26 protein-coding genes and 1 other annotated feature are annotated in these 26,721 nt (G+C 40.6%); of the genes, 5 read left to right on the top strand and 21 right to left on the bottom strand.

Annotated elements, in window-relative coordinates:
- Window position 1: 1 nt before the first annotated feature.
- From EL076_RS02380 to gdhA, 7 genes are all read right to left on the bottom strand, one after another.
- The gene (locus EL076_RS02380; protein WP_003095383.1) at window positions 2–625 is read right to left on the bottom strand and encodes a GTP pyrophosphokinase; all 624 of its coding nucleotides are present in this window, start codon (window positions 623–625) and stop codon (window positions 2–4) included.
- Between the two features lie 407 nt (window positions 626–1,032).
- On the bottom strand, window positions 1,033–1,218 hold the full coding sequence (locus EL076_RS02375; protein ID WP_037621567.1) for a hypothetical protein: 186 nt from the start codon (window positions 1,216–1,218) through the stop codon (window positions 1,033–1,035).
- A 156-nt stretch (window positions 1,219–1,374) separates the two neighbouring features.
- The gene (locus EL076_RS02370) at window positions 1,375–3,153 is read right to left on the bottom strand and encodes an ABC transporter ATP-binding protein (RefSeq protein ID WP_003095558.1); all 1,779 of its coding nucleotides are present in this window, start codon (window positions 3,151–3,153) and stop codon (window positions 1,375–1,377) included.
- Window positions 3,143–4,957: an ABC transporter ATP-binding protein gene (locus EL076_RS02365; protein WP_003095656.1), complete on the bottom strand. Its 1,815-nt coding sequence runs from the start codon at window positions 4,955–4,957 to the stop codon at window positions 3,143–3,145. The genes EL076_RS02370 and EL076_RS02365 overlap by 11 nt, the downstream gene beginning before the upstream one ends.
- 3 nt (window positions 4,958–4,960) lie before the next feature.
- Window positions 4,961–5,404 (bottom strand): MarR family winged helix-turn-helix transcriptional regulator, encoded by a 444-nt coding sequence (locus EL076_RS02360; RefSeq protein WP_003095436.1) that lies wholly within the window; start codon window positions 5,402–5,404, stop codon window positions 4,961–4,963.
- Window positions 5,405–5,591: 187 nt separating this feature from the next.
- Entirely contained in the window at window positions 5,592–6,002 is a 411-nt protein-coding gene (locus tag EL076_RS02355; RefSeq protein WP_003095646.1) for a peptide deformylase, read from the bottom strand.
- Between the two features lie 137 nt (window positions 6,003–6,139).
- A complete protein-coding gene (gene gdhA / locus EL076_RS02350; protein WP_003095495.1) occupies window positions 6,140–7,492 on the bottom strand; it encodes an NADP-specific glutamate dehydrogenase in 1,353 nt (450 codons plus the stop codon).
- A 345-nt stretch (window positions 7,493–7,837) separates the two neighbouring features.
- On the opposite strand from gdhA, the gene EL076_RS02345 reads away from it, so the two are divergent.
- From EL076_RS02345 to EL076_RS02335, 3 genes are all read left to right on the top strand, one after another.
- A complete protein-coding gene (locus EL076_RS02345; protein WP_003095574.1) occupies window positions 7,838–8,944 on the top strand; it encodes an AAA family ATPase in 1,107 nt (368 codons plus the stop codon).
- A 63-nt stretch (window positions 8,945–9,007) separates the two neighbouring features.
- Window positions 9,008–9,769, top strand: a complete 762-nt coding sequence (locus EL076_RS02340) for an NUDIX domain-containing protein (protein ID WP_003095637.1) — start codon at window positions 9,008–9,010, stop codon at window positions 9,767–9,769.
- Window positions 9,770–9,837: 68 nt separating this feature from the next.
- Window positions 9,838–10,341: an HdeD family acid-resistance protein gene (locus tag EL076_RS02335; protein WP_003095580.1), complete on the top strand. Its 504-nt coding sequence runs from the start codon at window positions 9,838–9,840 to the stop codon at window positions 10,339–10,341.
- An 81-nt stretch (window positions 10,342–10,422) separates the two neighbouring features.
- On the opposite strand, the gene EL076_RS02330 is transcribed toward EL076_RS02335, so the two are convergent.
- The 13 genes from EL076_RS02330 to EL076_RS02270 all read right to left on the bottom strand — a co-directional run bounded on the left by EL076_RS02330 (window position 10,423) and on the right by EL076_RS02270 (window position 23,346).
- On the bottom strand, window positions 10,423–12,303 hold the full coding sequence (locus EL076_RS02330; RefSeq protein WP_126429089.1) for an ABC-F family ATP-binding cassette domain-containing protein: 1,881 nt from the start codon (window positions 12,301–12,303) through the stop codon (window positions 10,423–10,425).
- An 83-nt stretch (window positions 12,304–12,386) separates the two neighbouring features.
- The gene (locus tag EL076_RS02325) at window positions 12,387–13,589 is read right to left on the bottom strand and encodes a CCA tRNA nucleotidyltransferase (protein ID WP_003095394.1); all 1,203 of its coding nucleotides are present in this window, start codon (window positions 13,587–13,589) and stop codon (window positions 12,387–12,389) included.
- Window positions 13,586–14,353, bottom strand: coding sequence for a 4-hydroxy-tetrahydrodipicolinate reductase (dapB, locus tag EL076_RS02320; RefSeq protein WP_003095522.1), 768 nt, complete (start codon window positions 14,351–14,353; stop codon window positions 13,586–13,588). The genes EL076_RS02325 and dapB overlap by 4 nt, the downstream gene beginning before the upstream one ends.
- A gap of 60 nt (window positions 14,354–14,413) precedes the next feature.
- Window positions 14,414–15,256 (bottom strand): DegV family protein, encoded by an 843-nt coding sequence (locus tag EL076_RS02315; RefSeq protein WP_003095643.1) that lies wholly within the window; start codon window positions 15,254–15,256, stop codon window positions 14,414–14,416.
- Between the two features lies 1 nt (window position 15,257).
- Window positions 15,258–15,632, bottom strand: coding sequence for a DUF1149 family protein (locus EL076_RS02310; RefSeq protein WP_126429087.1), 375 nt, complete (start codon window positions 15,630–15,632; stop codon window positions 15,258–15,260).
- Window positions 15,633–15,832: 200 nt separating this feature from the next.
- A complete protein-coding gene (locus EL076_RS02305) occupies window positions 15,833–16,528 on the bottom strand; it encodes a GNAT family N-acetyltransferase (RefSeq protein ID WP_003095639.1) in 696 nt (231 codons plus the stop codon).
- Window positions 16,529–16,584: 56 nt separating this feature from the next.
- Window positions 16,585–16,875, bottom strand: coding sequence for a 50S ribosomal protein L27 (gene rpmA, locus EL076_RS02300; protein WP_002885483.1), 291 nt, complete (start codon window positions 16,873–16,875; stop codon window positions 16,585–16,587).
- Window positions 16,876–16,910: 35 nt separating this feature from the next.
- The gene (rplU, locus tag EL076_RS02295; RefSeq protein WP_002885597.1) at window positions 16,911–17,225 is read right to left on the bottom strand and encodes a 50S ribosomal protein L21; all 315 of its coding nucleotides are present in this window, start codon (window positions 17,223–17,225) and stop codon (window positions 16,911–16,913) included.
- A 40-nt stretch (window positions 17,226–17,265) separates the two neighbouring features.
- Window positions 17,266–17,340: a sequence feature (ribosomal protein L21 leader region), on the bottom strand.
- 112 nt (window positions 17,341–17,452) lie between these two features.
- Window positions 17,453–17,989: a GNAT family N-acetyltransferase gene (locus EL076_RS02290; protein WP_003095544.1), complete on the bottom strand. Its 537-nt coding sequence runs from the start codon at window positions 17,987–17,989 to the stop codon at window positions 17,453–17,455.
- A 4-nt stretch (window positions 17,990–17,993) separates the two neighbouring features.
- Window positions 17,994–19,313, bottom strand: a complete 1,320-nt coding sequence (gene gtfB, locus EL076_RS02285; RefSeq protein WP_003095567.1) for an accessory Sec system glycosylation chaperone GtfB — start codon at window positions 19,311–19,313, stop codon at window positions 17,994–17,996.
- Window positions 19,306–20,817 (bottom strand): accessory Sec system glycosyltransferase GtfA, encoded by a 1,512-nt coding sequence (gene gtfA, locus EL076_RS02280; RefSeq protein WP_003095578.1) that lies wholly within the window; start codon window positions 20,815–20,817, stop codon window positions 19,306–19,308. Before gtfA ends, gtfB begins: the two co-directional genes overlap by 8 nt.
- A gap of 105 nt (window positions 20,818–20,922) precedes the next feature.
- On the bottom strand, window positions 20,923–22,146 hold the full coding sequence (gene thiI, locus EL076_RS02275) for a tRNA uracil 4-sulfurtransferase ThiI (RefSeq protein ID WP_003095561.1): 1,224 nt from the start codon (window positions 22,144–22,146) through the stop codon (window positions 20,923–20,925).
- Between the two features lie 54 nt (window positions 22,147–22,200).
- Window positions 22,201–23,346 (bottom strand): cysteine desulfurase family protein, encoded by a 1,146-nt coding sequence (locus tag EL076_RS02270; RefSeq protein WP_126429085.1) that lies wholly within the window; start codon window positions 23,344–23,346, stop codon window positions 22,201–22,203.
- Between the two features lie 108 nt (window positions 23,347–23,454).
- On the opposite strand from EL076_RS02270, the gene EL076_RS02265 reads away from it, so the two are divergent.
- Both EL076_RS02265 and EL076_RS02260 read left to right on the top strand, forming a co-directional pair.
- Complete coding sequence (locus EL076_RS02265; protein WP_003095594.1) at window positions 23,455–23,916, top strand: DUF6556 family protein; 462 nt, start codon at window positions 23,455–23,457, stop codon at window positions 23,914–23,916.
- A 45-nt stretch (window positions 23,917–23,961) separates the two neighbouring features.
- Window positions 23,962–25,209, top strand: coding sequence for a bifunctional folylpolyglutamate synthase/dihydrofolate synthase (locus tag EL076_RS02260; protein ID WP_126429083.1), 1,248 nt, complete (start codon window positions 23,962–23,964; stop codon window positions 25,207–25,209).
- A 111-nt stretch (window positions 25,210–25,320) separates the two neighbouring features.
- Here the strand turns inward: EL076_RS02260 and gorA are convergent, their stop codons facing one another.
- Window positions 25,321–26,673 carry a glutathione-disulfide reductase gene (gene gorA / locus EL076_RS02255; protein WP_126429081.1) on the bottom strand — a complete coding sequence of 451 codons (1,353 nt, stop codon included), beginning with the start codon at window positions 26,671–26,673 and terminating at the stop codon, window positions 25,321–25,323.
- Between the last annotated feature and the right edge of the window lie 48 nt (window positions 26,674–26,721).

Below are 26,721 nucleotides of genomic sequence, written 5' to 3'. Positions count from 1 at the left end.
TCTAGTCCCCTCCTTCTTGAATTAAGTTACGGATAGTCTGCATGGTCAGATCACATGAAGCTAATTCATCTGCACAGCGCTTAAGCTCACGGGTAATCATTTCTGGATTCTTGATGTCATGTTTATACTTCATCTGATGCTCCAAACTGGCCCAGGAATCCTGAGCGATGGTCCGAAGCTGAACCTCAACAAAATAGGTCCCTTTATCATTGCCTAGAACATCTGGAAAATCCGTCTCCATTTGCAAAATGAGGTGGTAAGAGCGATAGCCATTTGGCTTAGCATTTAGAATATAATCTTTCTCGTTATAGATAGAAACGTCAGGGATAGCCTTGATGACATCAATAGTTTTGTAAATATCATCGACAAAACCACAAACGATTCGAATCCCAATACTATCCCGAATTTCCTTGAGAGCAGACCGACTGGTCTCAGGCAAATTTTTCCTACGACACTTTTCACGCATAGAATCGCTTTCTTTAATTCGTGAAATGAAATGCTCATAGAGTTTGAAACCTGTTTCTTTTTTGCTAGTAATATTAGCCGCAATAATTGGGTCTGTTATTTCTTGTAAAATCTTGGGGAGATACTGAGCATATTCCCCATAGATACTTGGAGTTGACATATAAACCTCCTCTAATAGCGTTTCCTAATTATAGCATAGTTAGGCTTAAAAATAAGGAATGAGCCAGACAAGAAGGACTCTAAAGCTAAGAAAAAAAATCCAGCCGAAGCCAGATTCATTTTGCTTATCTAAGTTAAATAGCACAAGGCTATTCATCAAGTGATTTGACAAAAGGCCAGTTGTCCAATTTGTGTTTCTCGTAAGCCAAGACCTTATAACCACATTGCTTGTAGTCATTCTTCCGGAGTCACTGTCAACATCATCAGGTACCAGTCGTACTCTGCAGAATCTTCCAGGTGTCTTTCAGACTCTTCAACGAAATTAAAATACTTGAACAACCTAGTAATGCTTATAAAACGGAAAAGCTTAGTCGCCCCATTCTGAAGGTTCTTAAGCATAGACTCCGTCTAATGCTGTAAAATAGCTGCTGCAACAATGCGACCATCCTCTTCATCCATCAAACAAGAGTCCATTTTTATAGCTAAACGGATCTTCTGCAAAGCTAAGACAAACTCATCATACTGTTTAGGATTCTTTAAATTACTAGCATTCATCAAAAGGCAGGGATAATCTTCAAAAGCATCTGCGCACACTTATGCCACTTTTTAAACTTCATCTTGTCTTGCTTTGCGATATTGCATCTTGGTCTCCTAATCTGTCTGTTTTTTCTCAGTATAACATAAAACGCATGAGTTACAGCCATACATTTTATGGAATTTTGTTAAATCTTATAATTTTCTAAGAATATCCTAGGCCACTTCTTCCGTAAACTGACTATTATAAAGATCAGCATAGAAACCTTCTGCTGCCATGAGCTCATCGTGATTTCCCTGTTCAATAATGTTACCATCTTTCATCACAAGGATAAGGTTGGCATTTCGAATGGTTGATAAGCGATGGGCAATGACAAAGGATGTACGACCCTCCATAAGCTTGTCCATAGCTTTCTGAATCAATTCTTCTGTTCGTGTGTCAACTGATGATGTTGCCTCGTCCAAGATAAGAAGAGGGGCATCCTTAAGAAGGGCACGCGCAATGGTCAAAAGTTGTTTCTGACCAACTGATAAAGTAACAGAGTCATCCAAATAAGTATCATACCCCTTTGGAAGTGTGGTGATGAAGTGGTGAACACCGACAGCCTTGGCTGCAGCAATAACTTGCTCATCAGAAATATTCTCTTGGTTGTAAATCAAATTATCACGAATAGTACCTTCAAAGAGCCAAGTGTCTTGAAGCACCATAGAGAATTGATCATGAACGGTTTCACGTTTCATGTCGTTCGTATTCACACCGTCAATGGTGATACGGCCTTGATCAATATTATAGAATTTCATGAGCAGGTTAACAATAGTCGTCTTACCAGCACCCGTTGGACCAACGATCGCAATCTTTTGACCTGGCTTAGCAAGAGCTGAAAAGTCATGAATAATAGTCTTTTCAGGAGTATAACCAAAGGAAACATGATCAAAGACTACTTGACCTTTAGTATCTGTCAACTCAGCTGTCTTAGCTGACTCGTCGTCCATATCTTTTTCTTCCAAAAATTCAAAGATACGACCAATGGCTGCAATGGATGATTGGAGTTGTGTAATTCCTTGTGCAATTTGAGAAAGAGGTTGTGAGAAGATACGAACATAGGTCATGAAGGCTACCACATCACCAATAGTCAAGCTACCGTCAATAACTTTGATAGCACCCACAAGACAGACCATGACATAACCAAAGTTCCCAATGAAAATCATAAGTGGCATCATAATACCTGAGATAAACTGTGATTGCCACATAGATTTATAGAGCTTATCATTAAGCCCCTTGAAAGCTTGACTGCTTTCTTTAGATGCATTGTAGCTCGTTACAACTGCTTGACCTGTGTAGATTTCTTCAATGTACCCATTAATGTTAGCCAAATTTTCTTGTTGGCGTTTAAAAAGTGGTTGCGAGAAGCCCATGATAAAGGCTACTAGAACAAATCCAATCAAGACAGAACCAATCGCAGTGAAAGCCATAGTGACATTTGAGTAGAACATCATAATAATGGCTGCTACCAAGAGAATACTTGAAGTAATTAGAGTACCCAGACCTTGACTAAGCGATTGTCCCAAAAGGTCAACGTCATTAGTCACACGAGAGAGTGTGTCTCCTTGAGAATGACTGTCGAAATAATTAAGAGGGACACTGTTGATTTTCTTTTGGATAGCTGTACGGAAACGTTGTGAAAAGCGTTGTGTAACCGTCGCAACCGTAAAACTTTGTAAGTAACCAACAATGGCTGAAATAACATATAAAACAGCCAAGGTCATAGCAATACTTGCTACCTTGTCCAAATCAATGCCTGGAATCGTCCCCATTTTTGTAGGTGTGATACCTTCAGTAATAGTATTGGTAATTTCTTTAAGCTTATCTGGTCCAATAACTGTAATGACAGCTGAAATAATTGCTCCAAAAATCGCAAGGACAAACGGAATTTGGAAACCTTTAATATAGGGTTTTAAGCGTTTATAGGATGATGTTTTTGGCTTATTTTCCATTTTCTAACTCCTCCTTAGACAATTGTGAATAGGCAATTTCTTGGTAAACCTCATTGTTAGCCAAGAGTTCCTTGTGGGTTCCTTGACCAACGACCTTACCTTGATCAAGAACCAAGATTTGGTCAGCATCCATAATAGTAGAGATGCGTTGGGCAACAATCAACTTGGTCAAATCTTGTGTTTTTTCAGCCAGTTCTTGACGTAACTTACGATCGGTCTTATAGTCTAAGGCTGAGAAAGAATCATCGAAAATCAAGATTTCAGGCTTACGTGCCAAGGCACGCGTAATAGCCAAACGTTGTTTCTGTCCACCTGAGAAGTTAGACCCCGCTTGGGCAACCTCTGCTTTAAGTTGACCTTCTTTATTTTCAACAAAATCTTTTCCTTGAGCCAATTCGAGAGCTTCCCAAATCTTAGAATCATCAAGGGGACTGTTATTACTCGTTCCCATCGTCATATTTGACGTGATATCACCTGAGAAAAGCACAGCCTTCTGTGGAATATAACCGACTATATTATGCAAGGTTTCATGGTCATAATGTCGCACATCGACACCGTCAACCTTGATCGTTCCTTGTGTGGCATCATAAAAACGTGGGATAAGGTTGACAAGTGTTGATTTACCAGAGCCAGTCGAACCAATAAAGGCCACCGTGTCACCTTTTTTAGCTTTGAAGCTAACATGCTCCAAAACAGGCTCTGAAGTTTCAGAATAACGGAAGGAAACATCATCAAATTCGACAGTACCCACTTCTTTAGGCTTTTCAGAACTATTTTCAGGGTAAGAGACTGAAGATTGGGTATCTAGAACTTCATTGATACGACCAGCTGCTACAACTGCACGTGGAAGAAGGAAGAAAACGACAATCATCATCATGAATCCCATAACAACCTGCATGGCGTAAGATGAGTAAACCACCATGTCTGAGAAGAGATGGACCTTGTTTTCCATGGCACCAGCAATCTTAGTTGGATCTGTTGGAATCTTAACATCTTCAATTAGATGCGCACCAATCCAATAAATAGCCAGTGTCAAACCACTAGATACAGCAGTCATCACCGGTGTCAGTAAGGCAAAAGAACGACCGATAAAGAGATTGTTTTGGGTCAAATCAGTATTGGCCTTTTCAAATTTATCCTCTTGATAACTTTCAGCGTTATAGGCACGCACCACACGAATCCCAGTAAGAGATTCACGCGTTACGCTATTAAGTTTATCTGTCAGAGTTTGAATCAAACGTTGCTTAGGCATGACCATAATCAAGAGGAAGAGCATGAGAATGGCAATTACTGCCACAGCCACAAGCAAGGCAAGAAGCCAATTCCCATTTTTATCAGCAATCTTTGTAATAGCCCAGATTGCCATAATAGGTCCCTGTGTAATAACCTGTAACCCCATGGTCAGTACCATCTGTAATTGTGTAATATCGTTTGTCGTACGGGTCAAAAGACTAGGAATAGAGAATTTCTTAATCTCGGCATCCGAAAAATCTAGAACCTGATGAAAGATATCATCACGAAGACGAGTAGTAAAACTTGCTGCTGTTCTGGCAGCTAGAAAACCAACCACTACAGAAGCCATAAAGCCTGCAAATGACATTAAAAGCATTCGCATCCCTGGGGCATCTGTATTCCAGGCAAAAATATCCGACGCCTTAGTTCCCTTAGTTGATAAGAGTATCGTAATATCAGACATATAGTCTGGAATTTTCAAGTTTAGATAGACGTTCAAGCAAACAAAAATCACCGCTAAGACAATCATGATTAACTCTTTTGTCGTTAAACGTTTAAAGATTTTAAACATAAGTTACTCCTTATTTTTTTCTAAATTCATACGAATTTGGTGAAAGACTCGAAAAGCTGTTTCAGCATCTTCTTTCGAAATACCATCTAACAACTGTTCATGGATAGCCTCTCGGAAATATCCGACATCTTGGGCCTTCTTTTCACCCAAGTCTGTCAGATGAACATACTTGTAGCGTTTGTCCTTGTCAGATGTCACCAATTCAACAAAACCATTTTTCTCCATACGTTTGACCAAATTACTAGCCACTGACTTGGAAATAGATAGTCTTTTCTCAATATCTTTGATAAATATTTCTTTATCTTGATTCTCAAACAAGTACCTGACAGCAAATCCTTGCGGGCCAGCTAAATGCTCAACACCATACGCTTTACCCAACTCTTGCACGCGAGATTCCATAGTATTGATGAATTCTCTGAATTCACTAAAAGGATCTTTCCCATGCATCTCAAGTTCCTCCTTGAATAATTCTCATAGAAACTATTTTAGTTCCCATAAGAACTATTGTCAAGAGAAAAGTTCTTATGAGAACTAAAAAAAGAGCGAGAAAGAAAATTGCTTCCCACTCTCACTCCCGCAACTTTGATTTTTAAGGCTTTGAACTCAATAGCCTAGACCGCTTGGGATAGGCTATCTAAATAATAATCCCCTCCAAATGATCCAATTCATGTTGAATAATTTGGGCTGGCATTCCAGAAAAATTTAACTGTTTAAGCATCCATTGTTCATCTAAATAAGCAACCTCAATCGACTCATAACGTCTAGTTGGACGACTTCCTTCTAAAGACAAACAAGACTCCTCCGTTTGAAAAAGTGACGACTTGCTTACCAAGACAGGATTAAACATAACCAAATTGACAAAACCGATATTAACGATAATAACACGCTTTTTAACTCCAATCATATTGGCAGCCATACCCACACAGGCATCCTTATGAAACTCCAGTGTATCACGTAAATCTTTAGCCAAATAGAGGTCTTCTTTAGTCGCTTCTGTCGATTTTTGTCCAAGGAAAAAGACATCCTTTACGATTGTTTTTATCATCTATTTACTCCCTTTTCATATTAATCACCTTGACCTATTATATCAAAAGGCCTACCATCTAGTAAAACAGACAAAAAAAGAAACCCGCAGGCTTCTTTTCTTATTTTATTGAGAGGCTATCGGTAATAGTCTATCAATTAAACGATACCTTGTGCTGACATAGCATCTGCAACTTTAAGGAATCCAGCAATGTTGGCACCTACAACAAGGTTACCTTCATGACCAAATTCTTTAGCAGCTGCTGCAGCATTTTCGTAGATACCTTTCATGATATCGTAGAGTTTAGCATCAACTTCTTCGAATGTCCATGATGTACGTCCACTATTTTGCGCCATTTCAAGAGCTGATACAGCAACACCACCAGCGTTAGCAGCTTTGGCAGGACCAAATGATACACCAGCTTTAAGGAAGACATCAATAGCTCCCAAAGTTGAAGGCATGTTAGCACCTTCTGAAACAGCCAATACACCATTTGCTACAAGTGTTTCTGCATCTGTTTCATCCAATTCATTTTGAGTTGCACATGGGAATGCCAAGTCAGCTTTAACTGACCAAACTGTCTTTTCACCACCAGCAGGGGTGAAGGTTGCATTTGGACGAGCTTCTGCATATTTAACGATACGTTCACGTTTAACTTCTTTGATTTCTTTCAACAAGTCAACGTCGATTCCATCTGGATCATAAACAAAACCAGATGAGTCAGAACATGTTACCGCTTTGGCACCAAGGCTTTGCAATTTTTCGATAGCGTAGATGGCAACGTTACCAGCACCAGAAACAACTGCTGTTTTACCGTTAAAGTTTTCACCACGTGCATTAAGCATTTGTTCTGCAAAGTAAACAGCACCGTAACCAGTTGCTTCTGTACGAGCAAGTGAACCACCCCAGTTCAAACCTTTACCTGTAAGAACACCTGTGTACTCGTTACGAAGGCGTTTGTATTGGCCGTAGAGGTAACCAATTTCACGTCCACCAACACCGATATCACCTGCAGGTACGTCTGTATCTGCACCAATGTGTTTGCTCAATTCAGTCATGAAGCTTTGGCAGAAACGCATGATTTCGTTATCTGATTTACCTTTAGGATCGAAGTTTGATCCACCTTTACCACCACCGATTGGTTGACCAGTCAATGAGTTTTTAAAGATTTGTTCGAAACCAAGGAATTTGATGATTGATTGGTTTACAGATGGGTGGAAACGAAGACCACCTTTGTAAGGACCAATAGCTGATGAGAATTGTACACGGAAACCACGGTTTACTTGTACTTGTCCTTTATCGTCAACCCATGGCACACGGAATGAAACGATACGTTCTGGTTCAACCAAACGTTCCAAAAGGTTTTCTTCAATATATTTAGGATATTTATCGAAGACAGGAACAAGTGAATCGAAAACTTCTTCAACTGCTTGAAGGAACTCAGCCTCATGGCCATTTTGAGCTTTCACTTTTTCAAAAACGCTAGCAACGTACTCTTTACCTGTTGTCATATCAATGTTTCCTTTCAAATAATTACCTTAGTAATTTAATTACATGAATAGTATAAATTTTCAGAATCTTCTTGTCAAGTGTTTTTTGTCATTTTTTCGATTTGCATGTTATATTTTATTACATGGGTAATTCTTCCTCTTTTGTAAAAACCTATCACGTCAGCAATGTAAGCGCATTACCTTTTTGGGGTGTTCTTTCAAAAATTTTCTCCTTATTTAAAGACTTGAAGCTGAATTTATTTGAAAAAACAATTTAGTTATTTTACTATTTCATCTATTTACATTACCTCGAAACTATGTTACCATTAATATAGTAAATTTACTATATTAAAAAAGGATAAGCCTATGAAAAGAAAACATTTATCAGGAAAGAGTATTGGTATTGTTTTTGGAACCTTTGCACCAATGCATGTAGGACATGTCGACCTCATCACAAAGGCAAAACGCGCTAACGACAACGTCCTTGTCATCGTAAGTGGCGGCAACACACAAAAAGATCGTGGGACACGCACAGGCCTGTCGCTCAACCGACGCTTTCGTTATGTCCGTGAAGTTTTCTACAATGATGAACTAGTCGTTGTGGATAAACTGGACGAAGCTGATATGCCTCCCTATCCAGAAGGTTGGGTGCTATGGGTTAGCCGCGTCAAAGAGCTTATCACTAAGAATACGGATAGTTCTGAAAAGATTACCTTCTATGTTGGAGAGCCAGAGTACGTGATCGAGCTCAATCGCTACTACCCTCAAGCTCAGGTAGAGCTCATCGAACGTTCTATTATCAATATCTCTGCTACTGAGATTCGCGATAATCCTATGGAAAATTGGCGGTTTATCACCAAACCTTTCCGTCGCCACTTTACTCGTAAGATCCTAGTTGTCGGATCTGCCAGTGGAGGAAAAACAACCCTTGTTAAGGATTTGGCTCGCACTTACAACGCCCCTTGCTCACTTGAATATGCCAGAGAATATCAAGAAAAGTATAATGTCCGAGATGACGAGTTAGATACCAATGATTATATTCACCTCTTAACCGATCAATATGCCCAGACAGCTGAGATTATTGACAACGGGCAACACTCAGGGCTTATTTTTGCAGATACCAACTCAACGGTCACTAAGGTATATATCGACTACTATTTAAAAGAAAACATTTCACAAGAAGAGTTCGATATGTTAGATCGACTCTATCAGGTAACCCAAGCTCGTGAAAAGTGGGATTTGATTTTTGTGATACCGCCAAAATCAAACTATGTAGATGATGGTTTTCGTGACATGACTATGGCTGATAACCGAACACGGGATTGGTTTACCAAGCATCTCTTGAACCTACTATCACCATTCAAGGATAAAATCGTTATTTTAGGAGAAAACAGTGATAGTGACAGTTTTTTTGCTGACAACTACCATTACGCCAAGAAGGCAATTAAAGAACGTCTGCATATCGAAATCTAATGGATTGCTTCAGCAAAATCATTTTCACTCAAAATTAACAATATAGACTAGGAGGCTAAAAATATGTCTAAAACCTTCGAAAACTCTGGTATCGAAAAAGACTTCCTGGAAATCTACAGTAGAGAAGAAGTGGATAAGTATGCCAAACCCTCAGTAACTGTAGACTCGGTCATCTTCCGATATTTTGAAGGAAGAGTCCAAACCTTGCTTATCAAACGAAAAAATCATCCCTACATGGGAAAATATGCTCTTAGTGGTGGCTTCGTTCAGGAGCAAGAAGACCTCAATACGGCTGTCTGTCGCGAAGTACGTGAGGAGACATCAGTTCAGCTGAACACTGATCACATCGAGCAACTCGTTACAGTAGGAACACCTTATCGAGATCCTCGTATGTGGACCATTACAATAGCGTACCTCTGTTTCATGACTTTTAATGATATTCAAATGGATAAGGCTGCCGATGATGCCGCATCTACACATTGGTTAGATATCGCTATGGTCAATGGCAAGTTGCAGCTTACTGACGGTGACAAGACGCTGTCACATGATGACCTCGCCTTTGACCACTGGGAAATCCTTTTGATTGCTATGGAACGTATTAAGGGGAGACTTGAATACTACCCAACTATCCTCAACATTATGCCAGAGGAAAGTACCTTGACCACCTACCGTCAACTGTTTGGGACATTTAATGAAACATACCTTAAGATGGACTCCACAAATTTCTTACGCCGCTTTAAGCATCTTTTCCAAAAAACAGGACGCCAAGTAGCTACCAGAACTAAAAAGGCTGCTACCTACACTTATCAGATCCCACCAATCTAAAGTGGGTCTTTGTTTGACAATTTTTACCTTACATAGTAGTATTAAGAAAAATTAATAAGAGGTATCGTATGAAAAGTTTTACATTAATTAGTGGGATTCTCATTACTCTCTTGGGTGTCTTTTTCTTCGCTAATCCTACAAACCTTCTTGCCATTGTTGGTTGGCTTTTTGCTCTAGTGATGCTCATTTCTGGTGTTTCAAGTCTCATGGTTTATTTCAAACGTGATAACGAAAACCGCTCCTTCTTCCAACTGCTTCAGAGTATCATTTCCATTGTTTTTGGGATTATTTTGCTATCGACATCAGCATGGGTACTCTCAGGTGTAGCTGTAACCATTATCGCTTGGTGGCTTCTTGTCTCAGCCTTTACACAAGGCTTTCAAGCTTATCGCCAACGTCAATTCGGCTTCTCAGGACAACCTGCCCTATCAATCGCCTTGATTTGTCTGGTATTCGGTCTCCTACTTTTTAGTGCCCCGTTTTTCTCAGCCTTTCTTATTGGGCGCTTGGTAGCTTCCTTAATTATCTTTGCGGGTGTCTCAGTCCTCTCATTCTCATTCCGCTTGTGGTAGAAAAAAGTTATCTCACTACGTAATAATATAAAAAAGCCTTGCATATGCAGGGCTTTTGTCATACTTTGATTACTAAAGAGCTTATCCTTCTAGCTCACTCAAATACTCATAACGTTCATACTTTTCAAGTAAAGTTTCGTTGGCAGACTCCAAATCACGTTGAAGGGTAGCTAACTGTCCATAATCGCTAGCATTTTCAAGCATGGCTGCTTCAATCTCTTCGATTTTAGCTTCAAGGTCGGCAATCTCATCCTCGATAGTCGCCCACTCTTGTTTTTCAAAGTAACTCATGCGTTTTTTGTCTTCTTTGACTTTCTCAACTTTAACGCTAGCTTGCTTTTTTTCCCTCTCGAGGAGGGCTGATTGCTCTTGTAAGAAGGCTTTTTCATCAAGGTAGTCAGTGTAGTTACCAAAGAACTCTCGCACACCGCCATCTTCAAAGGCTAGAATCTTGTTAGCTACCTTGTCCAAAAAATAGCGGTCGTGACTTACGGTAACGACAGGACCACCAAAACCATTAAGGAAGTTTTCCAAAACCGTCAAAGTTGCAATGTCCAAATCATTTGTCGGCTCATCCAAGAGCAGAACGTTAGGCTTTTCAATCAGAATCTTAAGTAGATAGAGACGTTTCTTTTCCCCACCAGAGAGCTTGGCAATCTGTGTCCCATGAGTAGAACGAGGGAAAAGGAATTGCTCCAAGAGCTCTGTGATACTGGTTGTTCCAACCGTTGTCTTAACTTCATCTGCAACTTCTTGCAAGTAGTTAATGACACGCTTACTCTCATCCATGTCCTTAATTTGCTGTGAGAAATAACCAATACGTACCGTCTCACCAATATCTATAATACCAGCTGAAGGCACAAGATCACCATTAATCAGATTGAGCAAGGTCGATTTCCCGACACCATTATCCCCAACAATACCGATACGATCGCGATTTTGCATGATAAGATTGAAATCACTGAGAATTTGCTTGCCATCTTCATAAGCAAAATCGACATGGCCGAAGTTAACCACCTTCTTACCAATACGGCTGGTCTCAAAGTTAATTTCAAGATCGTCATTATTGACCGTTTGGTGAACCTCACCTTTAAGATCCTTAAAGCGATTGATACGAGCTTGTTGTTTGGTTGCACGTGCCTGTGGTTGCGTTCGCATCCATGCTAACTCCTGCTTATAGAGTTGCTTTTTCTTGTGAAGAGCTGCTGCATCTCGTTCATCTTGTTCGGCCTTTAGACGCACATAGTCTTGATAATTCCCCTGGTATTCAATCAGATTAGCCTGGTCTAGCTCAAAGATACGTGTGGCTACATTGTCCAAGAAATAACGATCATGGGTAATAAAGAGGACCGTTTTTTTGGAAGACTTGAGAAAATTAGTCAACCAAGCAATGGTATCAATATCCAAATGGTTGGTTGGTTCGTCCAAAAGTAAAAGATCAGCATCATTCAAGAGAACCTGAGCCAACTGCACACGACGACGAAGACCACCTGAGAGGTCCCCGACCTTTTGAGAGAGGTCTGACAAACCTAGCTTAGATAAAACTGTCTTAACCTCGCTCTCAATGGACCAAGCATCAAGACTATCCATCTCAGCCATAACCTTTTCTAAACGAGATTGATTATCCTCAGAATAATCCGCCATGAGGGTCTCGTATTCACGAATCAAAGTCATCTCACGAAGGTCTGATGACAAGACCGTATCAAGCACTGTCTTGCTATCATCAAATTCAGGCTCCTGAGTCAAATAAGCAATCTTATAACCATTAGCCTTGGTAAAAGGTGACACGTCACCATCAAAACCAATACGCTCTGATACAACATCTAACAAAGTTGTCTTACCAGTCCCATTGACACCAATAATCCCGATACGATCCAGATCATGGATAATGAATGAAATCTCTTTAAAAACCGTCTTATCACCAACGGACTTGGTTAATTTTTCAACAATAAAATCTGACATCTTACTTCCTTTTTACAAATAACACCGCTACGGATTCTACGCATGCTCTGTAGCGGTGTGTCATTTTTATAACGTCTTTAGACTTATTTCATCGCTTGAACAAAGGCCATGATGGCTTCCTCGGCATTAGCTAGTTGACCATCAACGATGGCATTTTCGATAGCCTTAAGTGCACGACCAAGGTCCGGACCAGGTTTGAATCCTAGCTCCTTCATCAGTGTGCCACCATTCACAACGATTTCGTGCTTATCATGGATGAGCAACTGACCATCCAACTCGGCAATACGCTCATAATCGACGTCCAAGCCCTGAGCCCGTCTCAAGGTTTCAGCCTCCTCTAAGAGTTCCTTACCATACTGATAAACATCTTGCTTAGTCACAGCTCTCTCCAAACGGAAATTGAAAATGTCAACCAAGGACTGAACTGTCTTTTGGAAATTAACAGATGTCTTCCATTTTTTAAGAAAAGAGCGTGGATTATCGTGCTTGAGAGCCAGAAGAGTTGCCGCCCAGGCCTGCTCAGAACTTGTAAATCTAAAGCCCTCCACATAGTCTGCCACAAAATCCTGCCATTCTTCAGCAGTTTCTTGAAAATCTGGAAGGTACTGATAAGCCTTAGTTGCTAGAAGTGCCTTGATCCCTTTCTTCCAATGCGGTGCCAAAAGCAACTTATCGAACTCGATGAAACTTCGCTCAATCGAAATCTTTTCCAAAAGAGGAGCATGGCTGGCCATAGCCTGAAAAGTCTTCTCTTCGATATCAAAGTCTAAACTCGCTGCAAAACGTAGGCCCCGCATGATACGAAGAGCATCCTCGTTAAAGCGTTCCTCAGCCTTACCAACAGCCCTTAAGACACGGTTGTCCAAATCAGCAAGACCATTGAACTTATCAATAATCTCAGCATTTTCATTAAGAGCAAAAGCATTGACTGTAAAATCACGACGCTTAAGATCCTCTTCCAATGAACGCACAAAGGACACGCTAGACGGACGACGGTAATCCACATAGACGTCCTCTGTTCGGAAAGTCGTCACCTCATACTCACCGCCATTTTCCAAGACCAAAACGGTCCCATGCTCAATACCAATGTCTACCGTACGCTCAAAAATCTGTTTAGTTTCCTCAGGATAAGAAGACGAAGCAATATCAACATCGTGAATGGGACGGTTGAGAAGGGCATCTCGCACCGAACCACCAACAAAGTAAGCCTCAAAACCCGCAACCTTAATCTTCTCTAATATTGGTAAAGCCTTCTGAAACTCAGAAGGCAAATAACTTAATTTCATAGTAAATGTTCCAAACCATAAACAAGCTGATCACGTTTAACCACTTCTTTAATACCGAGGTTAACCCCACCCATAAAGGAAATACGGTCATAAGAATCATGACGCAAGGTCAAGCCTTCTCCTTGGGCACCAAAGATAACCTCTTGGTGAGCCACAAGACCTGGCAAACGCACACTGTGAATACGGAAACCATCAAACTCAGCGCCACGTGCTCCAGCAAGTGTTTCCACCTCATCCTCAGCACCTTGACGTTTCGTTTCGCGAACCTCACGAATAAGTTCAGCTGTTTTCACTGCTGTACCTGATGGCGCATCTTTCTTTTTATCGTGGTGAAGCTCAATGATTTCAAGATCTGGGAAATATTTACTAGCTTCTGCCGCAAACTTCATAAGAAGGATAGCACCAATAGCAAAGTTAGGAGCAATCAATCCACCGATAGACTTGTCTTTAGAAAGGTCTGTCAATTCCTGAATTTGTGCTTCAGTAAAGCCTGTTGTTCCTACAACCGGTGCAAAGCCATTTTCCAAGGCAAAACGGGTATTTTCATAAGCAACAGCAGGCATGGTGAAATCTACCCAAACATCTGCATCAAAGCCAACCAAATCAGCTTTATCCGTGAAGACAGGAACACCATCCACTTCTTTTTCTGCCGCAAACGGGTCAAGCAAGGCAGCCAAGGTCAATTCATCATCTCCCTTAACCATTTCAACCGCAGTTGAACCCATTCTTCCTTTAAATCCGGCAACAATAACTTTAATAGACATATCATTTTTCCTCTCTATTGATCTTGCTCATAGGCAAGCCTGATTCCAGATGTATCGTACTTATTTGGTAAATTTAGGTGTTAGACCTAGCACCAGCGCTCCCTCGCCCAAGTGCGTCGCAATCACAGCACATAAGGATACCACCGATGAAACAGTAATCCCTTGAGCTTCCAGCTGACTTTTAAGAGCCTCAGCCTTTTCAGGAGCATTAGTATGAAGGATGCTAAGCTCCATTTCACGATTGTCTTCGGCTAGGGCAACCAAGCGTTTCACAGCTTTCTTCTCTGTACGTACCTTTTCAAAAACAACGATTTTGCCTTCAGCATTAAAATGTAAAATGGGTTTGATAGACAAAAGATTCCCCAAAATCGCTGAGCCATTCGACAAGCGGCCACCCTTAACAAGGTGATTAAGATCATCCACAAGAATATAAGCCGTCGTGTTCTCTACTTGCTCCTCGAGCTTCTTCAAAATATTCTCGAATGACATCCCTTGCTCTGACCAATGCAAAACGTTTCTAACCATAGCACCCATAGGAGCTGCCGTGATTTTAGTATCAGGAAAAGCAACCTTCAACTTGGCATGATCTTCAATCAAAAACTGACTATTAGCCCAAAAACCAGAAATCCCCGAAGAAAGGAAAAGCCCAATGACATGGGTATACCCTTTCTCCCCCAACTCCATGAGAAAGTTATCCAAGTCGGCTAGATTAGGTTGTGACGTCTTGAGCAGTTCCTCAGAGTTTGCCATTTTTTCGTAAAACTGATTCACATCCAAGTTCTTTCCTTCAACAAAAGGCTGTTCCTCAATGATAACCGGAATATCTAAAATATAAACATCAGCATGACCCTGAATTTCAGCAGGTAGATTAACCGATGAATCCGTAATAACTGCTAAAGACATCTTAGAACTCCAAGTTAATTCCTGGACGATCCAAGGCGATTTCAGTCACTTCATAAGTCAAACGCTGAAGTGTATCCAATAGCGGTGCTGCCAAAGACTCAGCTTCTTCTTGTGAGAAATCTTTTGGTTTATTGACGATACGGTTTTGAATATGGTTCATTTGAGAAACAATCCCTGAGATAACAAACTCATCACGAACAATCATAAATTGCAAAACAGCTACAACCGACGTATTGATAGCTTCTTTATCTTTATTGTGCAACTGAAACGTTACTTCAACATTTGTTTTAGGAACACCATTCTCTTTTTCCCACTCATGGTTACGAACATCATAGTGGTAACGGTTAACAAATACTTTTTCGCGAATTAAATCCATTAGTCATTATTCTCCTTGATAAAATTACTCTTTATTATAGCATAAATATGCTTTATTATGGGAATATTATTGACAGAAAAATGAGCATTTAAACTGATTTTGACAGTGATAATAAGCATTAGCAAACTAAAAACTTGGACTTGACCTTCAGACTACTAAAACAGAGCTCCTTCACCAGAAAAGAGCCCTTATATTAATAGCTAGCAATCCCTCAGAGAACGTTTCTGTTGTCCCTGTTCATCAAAATTCTCAGGAGCTAACCAATTCTCAAATCGTTCTTTAAGTCTTGGCCACTCACTATCAATAATCGAGAACCAGTCCGTATCTCGACTACGTCCCTTATAAATAGCATGATTACGAAAACGCCCCTCATAGGTGAACCCTAAACGTATGGCAGCATTGGCAGAAGGACGGTTGAGACTATCACATTTCCACTCATAACGGCGATAGTTAAGATCTTCAAAGACATATTTCATAAGTAGGTATTGAGCTTCTGTAGCTGCTCGAGTCTTTTGTAAAGTAGGTGCCAAAATCACTCGCCCCATCTCAACACTGCGATTTTTCGGTGTAATAGCCATGAGTGAGAAGGTTCCTAGAACTTTACTTGAAGCCTTATCCCTGATGGCAAAGAAATAAGGATTTTGGGATTTCTCATAATCCTCCAAACACTGACGTACAGCTTCTTCAGATTCAAAAGGCTCCGCATACATATAGGTCCAATCAGAGAGAATCTGATTAGTAAAATAAAAGTCTAAAATATCCTTATAATGCTCTGCCACTGTCAAATGTTCAACGCTACAATAACGACCTTCTAATAGGGCAACATCTGGCATCTTACCTGGACTAGCATCCGCTAGACTTGGTCCCACTTCTTGTTGGTAGTGATTTAAAGGCATAGAATTCTCCTTTTTCATAAAGAAAAGCCTACACAAAAGTGCAGACTTTAGCTTAATTATTTAGCAACTGGGTATACAGATACTTGTTTTTTGTCGCGACCTTTACGTTCGAAACGTACAACACCTTCAACTTTAGCGAAGAGTGTATCGTCACCACCACGGCCTACGTTTACACCTGGGTAGATGTGTGTACCGCGTTGACGGTAAAGGATTGATCCACCTGATACAGTTTGTCCATCAGCTGCTTTAGCACCAAGACGTTTAGCTTGTGAATCACGACCATTGGAAGTAGAACCCCCACCTTTTTTGTGGGCGAAAAGTTGCAAGTTTTCAAGAGTTTTCAACATAAGATTGTGTCCTTTCTTAGTGATTAGTCGCTAACTTACGCGTTGATAGCGTTGATAACAACTTTTGTATAAGGTTGACGGTGACCTTGTTTACGGTGGCTACCTTTTTTAGGTTTATATTTGAAAGTGACAACTTTCTTTTGTTTACCTTGTTTTTCGATAGTTCCGACAACAGTAGCTCCCTCAACAACTGGAGTACCTACTACAGTTTTATCACCACCGACAAGAACAACTTCGTTAAAAGTTACTTCTGATCCAGCTTCAGCGTTGATTTTTTCAACGTAGATCGCTTGACCTACTTCAACTTTAACTTGTTTTCCACCAGTTTTGATGATTGCGTATGTGCTCATGATGCACCTCCTATTAAAATTTTTAATGTGTCTGAGGTTCCCCTCTGTGAAGACTCGCCTAGTACTGCGGGAACGAACCCACTTGCAAACAGTAGTCGTGCGGTTGCACAGGACGTGCATTTAGTCAACGTTACAATTCTATCATTTTTTCCCTCTAATGACAAGAGAAAAAGTTATTTTGATTATTCTTATTCTGCTCAGTGAAGTTTAGCCAAGTAAGGATTAGCCTACTCAACTCTTATAGCATATTTTCCTAAAAAGGTCTTAGCTAGTTCCTGCTCCAAAGCATCTAAGGAGAGACTCCTATCCGTTGTCAAAATTTGATAACGTTCAGTTCCTTCAAAATAGAAATGATTCAATAGCTGATAGCCATTTCGTTCATAAAATGCTAAACGTTTTAAACGTTGCCCCCGATTAGAGACTCGCTCCTCATCCATAGGTTCAATCGTAAGCACACATGGTCGTCCCCCTGCTTCTTCCTTAACTTGTGCCAAAATTTGACTGCCGTATCCCTGAGACTGTTTACTTTCCTCAACCGCAAGAAAGAGTAGGTAAACCAAGTTGTCAGTATAAATGGTATAGGTCAGACCAATGAAAACTTTCCCATCAAAATATGCCAAGAAAGATTGTCCTCTTTTCAAGCTGTTCCAAGACAATTGCCAAAGTGGTAATCTCTCCTCCACAGGAAAAGCCGCTTCATAAAGCGAAGCGACCTTCTTAAATGTTGCTGTCAGAGGATAAATGTTACGAACCTCTAATGTCATTTTCCTAACCAATAACCTTCTTATAATCTTCTGGTGTTGCTACATGAGCGTGCTCACGTTGGCGATCAAGCAAGTGACTAAGGAAGTCACGGTTGCCCAAGGCTTCTTTAAGGGTTTGCTTAAATTGCCCGGCATTCATTGGTGAGAAGATATTGCTTGGTGCAGTATAATCTGGACCATGGCTTGTGTTCGTGAAAGCCAGGATAAGCAAGTTATTTTCAAAGGCAGCACGTGTCGCTGACAAGATTTCATTTTGATGGTTAATATCCAAGTAGAAATCAGCTTCCTTATAAAGACGCTTAACCTGCTCAGTCGTAATATTAGGGTAAAGACTAACATTACTATATTTAGCCAAATCCATCAAGCGACTTGACATTTCTGTGATTGCCCCAACATGATAATGCATGGTAGGCACTTCACTGACAATGCTTTCCAAATGTTCAATCTGATCTGAGTTAGTCAAGATAAGCGCTTGATTTTGGAAGTTGTTCTGGCGGGCAAATGGATACATGAATCCAAGGAAGGCCACGCGAGAAGCCTGCTCTGGACTAATCAGTCTTAGAAGATTTGTGTAGGCTGCGTATTCTTGCACGACAATCTTAGTTTGACGGTGATTGCTATCAAGAAGGAGACGCATATTCCCAGGAACGGAATCAGTAATCGGTTCTTGCCAGAAGAGGACATCTTGACCAGAATTCGGAAGATTCATAGTTGTCAAGAAAGGTGTCGCCAATGAGTTGTATAGAATACGACTCAAATCATAACCGGCTTCTTTAAGATAGAAGACTACAAATTCAGATTTGTTTTTGAAAATGTAGACCTTGTCTTTCCAATTCAAGATAACGTCTTTAGTCAAATGGTTGATGACGATAACTTCCTTGTTGTCAGGAGTGAAATAGCTCGTAATGGTCGCTTCTTGCTTAACATTATAGGTTGTTTGTGAGAAACGGTAACCCTTGTTATTGTAGCGATCAGTCACGCGCAAGCGACCTGACTCATCATACCAATCCACAGCTTTAACTAGACGTTGGTGAGCAGGATGCGCATAATGAATATGACCACGTTTCTTATCAAAACGGAAGATTTCCGCGTTACTATTCGTTCCTATAATTTCCCAGTAATCAGGCACGGGTACCTGATTAAAGTAAAGTGCAGAACCTTGAACCTTATCAAAACCTGTGAAATAAAGGTAAGGTGAGGTCACATCACTAGGTAAAAAGCCATCATCTGAAAGACAAACTGTTGTATTCACATAGCCAGCGACAATGAGCGAGTAATGGAGATCCCAACTACCTTGACTATAGTTTTCAAATAAATTAATCATGATTAGTCATCTCCTTTACCAAGTTAAGCCACTTCTGCTCAATTTTCTCTGTTAAAAAGCCTTTGGCGATATCGTAAGAAACTTGATGAACATGATCTAAATCTGAACGATTGAAGAAAGCTACAATTTTATCTGCCAAGGCAGCCACAATAGCAGGCTCGTCATCTTTTTCAAATCGAGGGATTAAGTAACCATTTTCATTATCCTTGATAAAAGTTTGATTTCCATAACGAACATCAAAACCAATCATACCAAGGCCTGATCCAACAGCTTCTAGAAGTGTCAATCCAAAACCTTCACTCTTAGAACCTGATAGGTAAAGTTCGTAATCCTTGTAGACTTCTGTTAAATCTTGGTGCCCCTTGAGATGGATATAATCCTGAGCTTGATTCTCCTCAATAATGGCCTTAAGCTTAGCTTCTTCAGCACCTGTACCAAAGATATCAAAGTTCACTTGTGGCAGACTTTCTTTGGCCTTAACAACAGCCTTGGCTAACCAATCCACGTGCTTTTCATTGGCCAAACGTGAAGCTGTGATGATTGAGAATGGTTTACGCTCTCCTTCAGGCTCTCTCAGTTTATCCACACTTCCCACAGGAATCGTTACGATATGAGGTTTAAATGGTGTATATTTGTTGAACTGATCTAGCATAATGCTACGTTGACGTTCTGTCGCTGTGATGAAGAAATCAACCTTATCTGCATTGCTGAATTGGTACTCATAGAAGTTATTCCAAAGAATATTCTTGTCTGTCACAGCATTTTCACTAAAGTGCTCTGCATGGACAACAACTCCAAGCTTAGCTGGTTTAGTATTACGGAAAACAGCCTGTCCTGTACCAGTTGCACGGTCCAAAATGACAATGTCTTGATCAGTTAGACCTAGTTGAGACATAAAGTAAGCGATAAACTCATGCTTAGAAGACAAAATCTTATCTGGGAAACGGAAGACACTATCCTTGCCATCAACAATTTCATCATAAGCAATACTGCCATCTTCATTGAAGAAACGGCGTTGGTAGAGGTGGGCCTTATTGTCTACCGGTGTGTAGTACTCTGTAAACATCTTAGTATAAGAATAAAAGTCTTTACGAATTAGGCAACCACGCGATACTTTTTCCACACGATGGACAATATCTTCACCCTCTTTACGCAAATAAGCGGCGTAGAAAATATCTTCCTTGGCACAAAAAAGTTTAACCACTTTGCCATTAATCTCGCGACGCGTGATGTCATAAGGAATTTCCTTTTCCAAATCCTTGACAGCATAGGTCGTTGGGGCAATCCTAAGGTCTGTAAAATAGCTATAAAGCCAGATGATATCTTCATCTGAAAACCCCATGTTACGGGTCAAATCAGAAAGATTGTCCTGCAAGAACATATCCATAAAGACAAACTTAGCCTTAATACCTGTATTTTTGAAAATTCTAGAACGATAGGCCTGAGCATACTCAACACCACTTGATGCCCAACCGATTCCTAAATTGATGTTATAAACAGTCATACAGTTTCCTTTCTAGGTAAAAGTTTAACATCGACATTTCTTTTTCGATATAGCTAACTCTAATGATACCTGGGCAATACCAAACTGTCACTATATCCTCCTAGACTAAAGTAAGTCTTCAATAAGTGTATCCACTTCGTCTTGCACTTCTTCAATAGGTGTGATTTCAGTCACCATGATTCCTGCAACCGCACGTTCAACTAAGCTTTCAACATCCATACGACCTTCATATTGTTCAACGTTCTTGATTTTTGGATTAGTTTTTGGACGATCAGGTGCAAAAATGGTACAGCAATCCTCAAAAGGTTGGATGGAGATATCAAAGGTATCGATTTTTTGTGCCAAATCAATGATTTCCAACTTATCCATAGTGACAACTGGGCGAATCACGGGCGTACAGGTTACAGCATTGATAGCCTGCATAGACTCCATCGTCTGACTGGCAACCTGTCCAAGACTCTCACCATTGATGATCACGAGACCACGGCGTTCTTCACGAATTCGGTCTGTAATACGCATCATGAAGCGACGTGTCAAGGTCATCAAATAAGCCTCTGGTGCTTTTTCTTTGATTTCCTCTTGAATCTCAGTAAATGGTACTTCTATGAACTGAATATTACCACCAAACTTGGTCAACTTACGGGTCAAATCTTGAGCCTTTTTAAGTGCACCAGGACTTGTATAAGGTGGGCTTGCAAAGTGGACAGCCTCGATATCCACACCACGTTTAAGGGCTAAATAACCTGCAACAGGCGAATCAATCCCACCTGAAAGCATGAGCATTCCTTTACCAGCAGTCCCTACAGGTAGTCCACCTGCTCCTTTGATTTCCTCATGAGAAATATAAGCTGCCTCAGCACGAATTTCTACCTTCAGATTAACATCTGGCCCCTTCATCTGTGCCTTAATGTCAGGCAATACATCAAATACAGCATTTCCTAAAGTAAGGTTGAGCTCGCGACTATCTAAAACAAAGTCGTGATCACTACGTTTAGCAGTCACCTTAAAGGTAAGTCCGTCACGATAGAGGCCAGTCATAATGTCTTGAACAGCTTTTTTCAATACTTCAACATCTTTTTCAAATTTGTAAACAGGGCTAAAGGCCTGAATCCCGAAAATCTGCTTCAAAGACTCTGCGACTAGTTCGTAGTCTGTGCCATTGAGATAGATGTGTCCACGGTCTCGATCAAAAGTCACTTTAACTTCTGGATAGATAGATAACACATCTTTGATGTTATTTCTGAGTTTATTGATAAAACGCATACGGTTTTTGCCCTTAGTCGACAATTCACCGTAGCGAACCATAATTTCTGAATACGTTAATGTCATTCCTTTTCCCTTTAAACTTGAATTTAGTTTTATTTTTTAATCGATTAAATCTTTCTATCTTACTTTTTGCGTCTTAGCATAGACCTGCTTGAAAATCGTGAGAAACTGTTCTACTTGTCCCATATCATTATCATCATCAAGACTGATACGAACAGCCGTTTGGGCTAACTTGTTTGGAACGCCCATAGAAATGAGGGTCCCCGCTGGTTTCCCCGCCTTAGATGAACATGCTGATGTCGTTGAAATATAGATTTGATGCTCTTCAAAAGCATGGACAACTACTTCACCACGAACTCCCTTAATTCCAAAGGTCAAAATATTGGGCGCAAAGTCTTCACCCTCGCCTGAGAAAATAGTAATATCCTCGTACTTAGCCAATTCGTCAAAGATAATCTTTTTCATCTTAGCAATTTTAGGAAGAGAAAATCCCTCTTTGTCAGTTACCAAACGCAAAGCCTTAGCCATACTCGCAATCCCAGCAACATTTTCAGTCGTTGAACGAAGATCCTTTTCTTGACCACCACCTGTTAAGAACGGCGTAATCTTTTTCCCTGCCTTCTTGTAGACAAAACCGACACCTCGAACGGCATGGAACTTATGACCAGAAAAAGTTGCAAAATCTACACGGTCTGTTAAATAAGCTGATACAGGAATCTTCCCAATAGCCTGAACAGCATCCACATGGAAAGATACGGTCGGCTCATTAGCTAGAAGATCTGAAATTTCTTGGATGGGTTGGATTGAGCCGATTTCATTATTAACGGCCATAACCGAAACCAAAATCGTGTCAGAGCGTAATAATCCAGCAAGAGCTTCAATATCCACAAATCCTTGCTCATTAACGGGTGCATAGGACACTTCAAAACCATGCTCTGAAAGCCATTTGGCAGACTCTTTTACCGCAGGGTGTTCAATATCGGAAACGATGACATGTTTGCCATAAGGCTCTTTTTCGAAGGCCACACCCTTGATAACCCAGTTGTCTCCTTCGGTTCCACCAGACGTAAAGAAAATCTCATCGGCTGATTTTCCAATGAGGTCCGCAACTTGCTTACGAGAAGCCTCCAAAATACGTGTCGCAGATGTTCCTAATTGGTGTAGGCTGGATGGGTTCCCAAAAATTTTAGTAGCCACTTCTTGATAGGTTCTAAGTGCCTCTGGATAAGGCATCGTCGTGGCTGAATTATCAAAATAAATCATGATTTTTCCTCGATTTTTATTTACTATTTATTATAGCATAATTTTTTTAGCAATTTTTGCGAGAAAATCATATAATAGAGAGTACGAAATATTTTTAAGGAGAGCATCATGTCTGAAAATTACTCACGCCGTAACCATTCATCAAAAGAAGAAAAAAAATCTGCACCAATGGTGACCGAACACGTTACAAAAGGCGTCACTGCCTTCCAAAAAGTACTTACTGCTGTCGGGACAATCTTGTCAATCATTGTCGCTTCCATCACTATCATGAATTTCACATCATCTAAAAATAAGGACACTTCTGATTCATCAGCCAATCAATCAACTGTAGTCATTAAAGAAGGCAACAATAAGACCCAAGAATCAAGTGTCGCCTCATCTAGCTATGGTAATGCAACTGACTCAGAAACAGAGACAAGCAGCCAAGCTGGTAATAACACCTATTCTTCATCAGCAGACACAACAACTGGTGGAAATACAACTACTTCTTCATCCGCAGCCACTGCAGACACAACAACTGGCAATACGACAACTGGCGACGCCACAACTAGTGGCGCTGTCTCCAACTAAAACAAAGAAAAGGTTAGGAAACCCCTGCCTTTTTTATATAATCCTATGAACTATACAAAAACTCTAAATTTCATCCACTCCTTCAAAGGCAATGGACGTCGCCCTCAACTCGGACGTATGCGTTGGCTCTTGAAGCAGGCAGGAAATCCTCAATCTCACTATCCAACGGTGCATATCGTCGGTACCAACGGTAAGGGATCAACGACTAGCTACCTACAAAATATCCTAACAAAATCAGGCTATCAGGTCGGGACCTTTACCTCCCCTTATATTACTCGATTTAACGAACGCATTAGTATCAACGGCACAGAGATTCCAGACAAGGATCTGATTAGCCTTGTCGAGAAAGCTCAGGTTCTTCTTGATGATTTAGAAGAGCACACTGCTTTTGAGCGACCAACAGAATTTGAATTGGTCACCTTACTCATGTTCCTCTACTTTGACCTTAAACAGGTTGATATTGCTATCATTGAAGCCGGAATTGGTGGACGACTTGATTCGACCAATGTCCTTTCTCCAGAGCTTGTCATCTGTACTTCAATCGGCTTTGATCACACTGAAACTTTGGGCAATAGCCTTTTGGACATTGCCAATCATAAGGCAGGCGTCATGCGAGAAAATACACCTATCTTACTTGGTCGTGTCTCTACAGAAGTTGAACATTTCTTCAACAAAAAATCACATGACCTACAAGCTCCTTTAGCCGTCATTGATAGGGAAATTCAGCTGCTTCCAAGGGACAATCAAACGATCCAAGTTTCTTATGACCATTGGGAAAGTCCAAAGCTTAAACTTCCAATGTTAGGACAGCATCAAGAAAACAATGCTGGGCTAGCTGTCACTGCTGCCCATCTCCTAGCTCAAACATTTTCTAAGATTACCGATAAGAGCATCCAAGAGGGAATCGTAGAGACGCATTGGCCTGGTCGTAGTGAGTGGATAGGAGATAACATTTATCTAGATGGTGCTCATAACCCTCAAGGAATTGCCAGCTTAAAACAGGTACTAAAAGATAACTTCGCTAATCGTAGGATACATATCCTCTTTGCAGGACTTAGACGAAAGCCATTGGCAGACTTACTAGAGGAATTGAAAGATTATGATATAACGGTAACCAGCTTTGACTTTTTTGAGGCACTGCCTTTGAATGAATATCCCCAACACTTCAAACCTGTAGCCGACTATAGAGACTGGCTAGCACAAGCTAAATCAGCAAATTCTGACGATCTATTTGTCGTCACTGGATCTCTTTACTTTATTTCAGAATTAAGAAACTACTTAATTAACGAATGAAAGGCCTGAAGGCCTTTTTTATTTAGACAGTCTATAGTTTTACACAGAGTGTAGGCTGCTATTTAAACACAAAGAAAAGCCTGAAACTCTCAGTTAACAGACTTCACTTTTCTATCTCATCGTTACAAACTCTTCTGAGCCGGTTGGATGAATGGCAACCGTATTATCAAAATCAGCCTTAGTTGCTCCCATCTTAATAGCCACAGAGAATCCTTGAATCATCTCATCGACACCATACCCAATACCGTGAAGACCGATGATTTTTTCATCCTCACCTAGCGTTACTAATTTCATGGTTGACGGCTGACGATTATCTCCAAGAGCCGTATACATTGGAGTGAAACTAGATTTATAGACCTTGATATTTTCCGAACCATATTTGGCAATTGCCTTTTCCTCAGTCAACCCAATAGCACCAATAACCGGATGACTAAAGACCACAGTAGCTACATCTGTATAATCAAGTTTAGCATCAACTTTATTATTGAAAAGTCGCTCTGACAATTGGCGACCAGCCTTCACTGCAACTGGAGTCAAATCAAGTTTACCAGTCACATCTCCAAGAGCATAGATACCAGGAACAGATGTATTTTCAAACTCGTCTGAATAAATGTTACCTCGTTCAGTCAACTCAACGCCTGTCTTTTCAAGACCAAAGCCAGAAATATTCGCTGCACGTCCGACAGCCCAGATAAGGCAATCAACTGTAATAGTTTCTTCATTGTCAAAGCTAATAGTCAGAGAATCGTCTGCATTTTTTACTACCTCTGTTGCATTAGCATGCATGTGAAGTGTAGGGCCAGACTTAGCCATCTCGTCAACTAAAACATCGATAATGTCTTTGTCAAAGGTACGCAATGGGCGATCCTTACGAATAAAGAGATGAGTATCACTTCCAAGAGCATTGAGAACACCGGCAACTTCAACTCCAATATAGCCACCACCAATAACAGCTGTACGTTTTGGCACCTCATCTAACTCAAAGAAACCGTCTGAGGTAATTCCATATTCACTGCCTGGAATATTTGGATAAAGAGAATGACCGCCTGTTGCAATTAGGATATGTGGTGCTGTATAAAGTTCACCCGCTACTTCAACCGTATGAGGGTCAACAAATCTTGCATACTCGTAAACACGTTCAACACCATTGCTATCAAAACCGCGCTCATAAGAACCATGGATACGATCGATATAAGCCTGACGATTGGCCTTAAGCGTCGCAAAATCAAATTTATTAAGCGTCACATCAAAACCATACTCTCCTGCGTAACGGTGAAGGGTCTCAGCAACCTGAGCACCATACCACATGACCTTTTTAGGTACACAACCCACATTAACACAGGTACCACCGACCTCTTTTCCTTCAAAGAGAATAACCTTAGCACCATACATAGCGGCACGATTAGCACTAGCAACACCACCAGAACCCCCACCGATGACAATATAATCGTATTCTTTTACCATAATTCACCTCTTATGTTTCTTTATACAGAGCATTAGCTACTAGATAAA

The organism is Streptococcus vestibularis, from assembly GCF_900636445.1.
GTDB classification, from domain to species: Bacteria; Bacillota; Bacilli; order Lactobacillales; family Streptococcaceae; genus Streptococcus; species Streptococcus vestibularis.
The sequence above is the reverse complement of the archived record's forward strand: the minus strand, read 5'-3'. Positions and strand labels throughout refer to the sequence as shown.

Excerpts from the sequence above, each read along its gene's own strand:
- EL076_RS02380 (WP_003095383.1), bottom strand. The coding sequence starts at position 625 with ATGTCAACTCCAAGTATCTATGGGGAATATGCTCAGTATCTCCCCAAG.
- EL076_RS02370 (WP_003095558.1), bottom strand. The coding sequence starts at position 3,153 with ATGGAAAATAAGCCAAAAACATCATCCTATAAACGCTTAAAACCCTAT.
- EL076_RS02365 (WP_003095656.1), bottom strand. The coding sequence starts at position 4,957 with ATGTTTAAAATCTTTAAACGTTTAACGACAAAAGAGTTAATCATGATT.
- EL076_RS02360 (WP_003095436.1), bottom strand. The coding sequence starts at position 5,404 with ATGCATGGGAAAGATCCTTTTAGTGAATTCAGAGAATTCATCAATACT.
- EL076_RS02355 (WP_003095646.1), bottom strand. The coding sequence starts at position 6,002 with ATGATAAAAACAATCGTAAAGGATGTCTTTTTCCTTGGACAAAAATCG.
- gdhA (WP_003095495.1), bottom strand. The coding sequence starts at position 7,492 with ATGACAACAGGTAAAGAGTACGTTGCTAGCGTTTTTGAAAAAGTGAAA.
- EL076_RS02345 (WP_003095574.1), top strand. The coding sequence starts at position 7,838 with ATGAAAAGAAAACATTTATCAGGAAAGAGTATTGGTATTGTTTTTGGA.
- EL076_RS02340 (WP_003095637.1), top strand. The coding sequence starts at position 9,008 with ATGTCTAAAACCTTCGAAAACTCTGGTATCGAAAAAGACTTCCTGGAA.
- EL076_RS02335 (WP_003095580.1), top strand. The coding sequence starts at position 9,838 with ATGAAAAGTTTTACATTAATTAGTGGGATTCTCATTACTCTCTTGGGT.
- EL076_RS02330 (WP_126429089.1), bottom strand. The coding sequence starts at position 12,303 with ATGTCAGATTTTATTGTTGAAAAATTAACCAAGTCCGTTGGTGATAAG.
- EL076_RS02325 (WP_003095394.1), bottom strand. The coding sequence starts at position 13,589 with ATGAAATTAAGTTATTTGCCTTCTGAGTTTCAGAAGGCTTTACCAATA.
- dapB (WP_003095522.1), bottom strand. The coding sequence starts at position 14,353 with ATGTCTATTAAAGTTATTGTTGCCGGATTTAAAGGAAGAATGGGTTCA.
- EL076_RS02315 (WP_003095643.1), bottom strand. The coding sequence starts at position 15,256 with ATGTCTTTAGCAGTTATTACGGATTCATCGGTTAATCTACCTGCTGAA.
- EL076_RS02310 (WP_126429087.1), bottom strand. The coding sequence starts at position 15,632 with ATGGATTTAATTCGCGAAAAAGTATTTGTTAACCGTTACCACTATGAT.
- EL076_RS02305 (WP_003095639.1), bottom strand. The coding sequence starts at position 16,528 with ATGCCTTTAAATCACTACCAACAAGAAGTGGGACCAAGTCTAGCGGAT.
- rpmA (WP_002885483.1), bottom strand. The coding sequence starts at position 16,875 with ATGTTGAAAACTCTTGAAAACTTGCAACTTTTCGCCCACAAAAAAGGT.
- rplU (WP_002885597.1), bottom strand. The coding sequence starts at position 17,225 with ATGAGCACATACGCAATCATCAAAACTGGTGGAAAACAAGTTAAAGTT.
- EL076_RS02290 (WP_003095544.1), bottom strand. The coding sequence starts at position 17,989 with ATGACATTAGAGGTTCGTAACATTTATCCTCTGACAGCAACATTTAAG.
- gtfB (WP_003095567.1), bottom strand. The coding sequence starts at position 19,313 with ATGATTAATTTATTTGAAAACTATAGTCAAGGTAGTTGGGATCTCCAT.
- gtfA (WP_003095578.1), bottom strand. The coding sequence starts at position 20,817 with ATGACTGTTTATAACATCAATTTAGGAATCGGTTGGGCATCAAGTGGT.
- thiI (WP_003095561.1), bottom strand. The coding sequence starts at position 22,146 with ATGACATTAACGTATTCAGAAATTATGGTTCGCTACGGTGAATTGTCG.
- EL076_RS02270 (WP_126429085.1), bottom strand. The coding sequence starts at position 23,346 with ATGATTTATTTTGATAATTCAGCCACGACGATGCCTTATCCAGAGGCA.
- EL076_RS02265 (WP_003095594.1), top strand. The coding sequence starts at position 23,455 with ATGTCTGAAAATTACTCACGCCGTAACCATTCATCAAAAGAAGAAAAA.
- EL076_RS02260 (WP_126429083.1), top strand. The coding sequence starts at position 23,962 with ATGAACTATACAAAAACTCTAAATTTCATCCACTCCTTCAAAGGCAAT.
- gorA (WP_126429081.1), bottom strand. The coding sequence starts at position 26,673 with ATGGTAAAAGAATACGATTATATTGTCATCGGTGGGGGTTCTGGTGGT.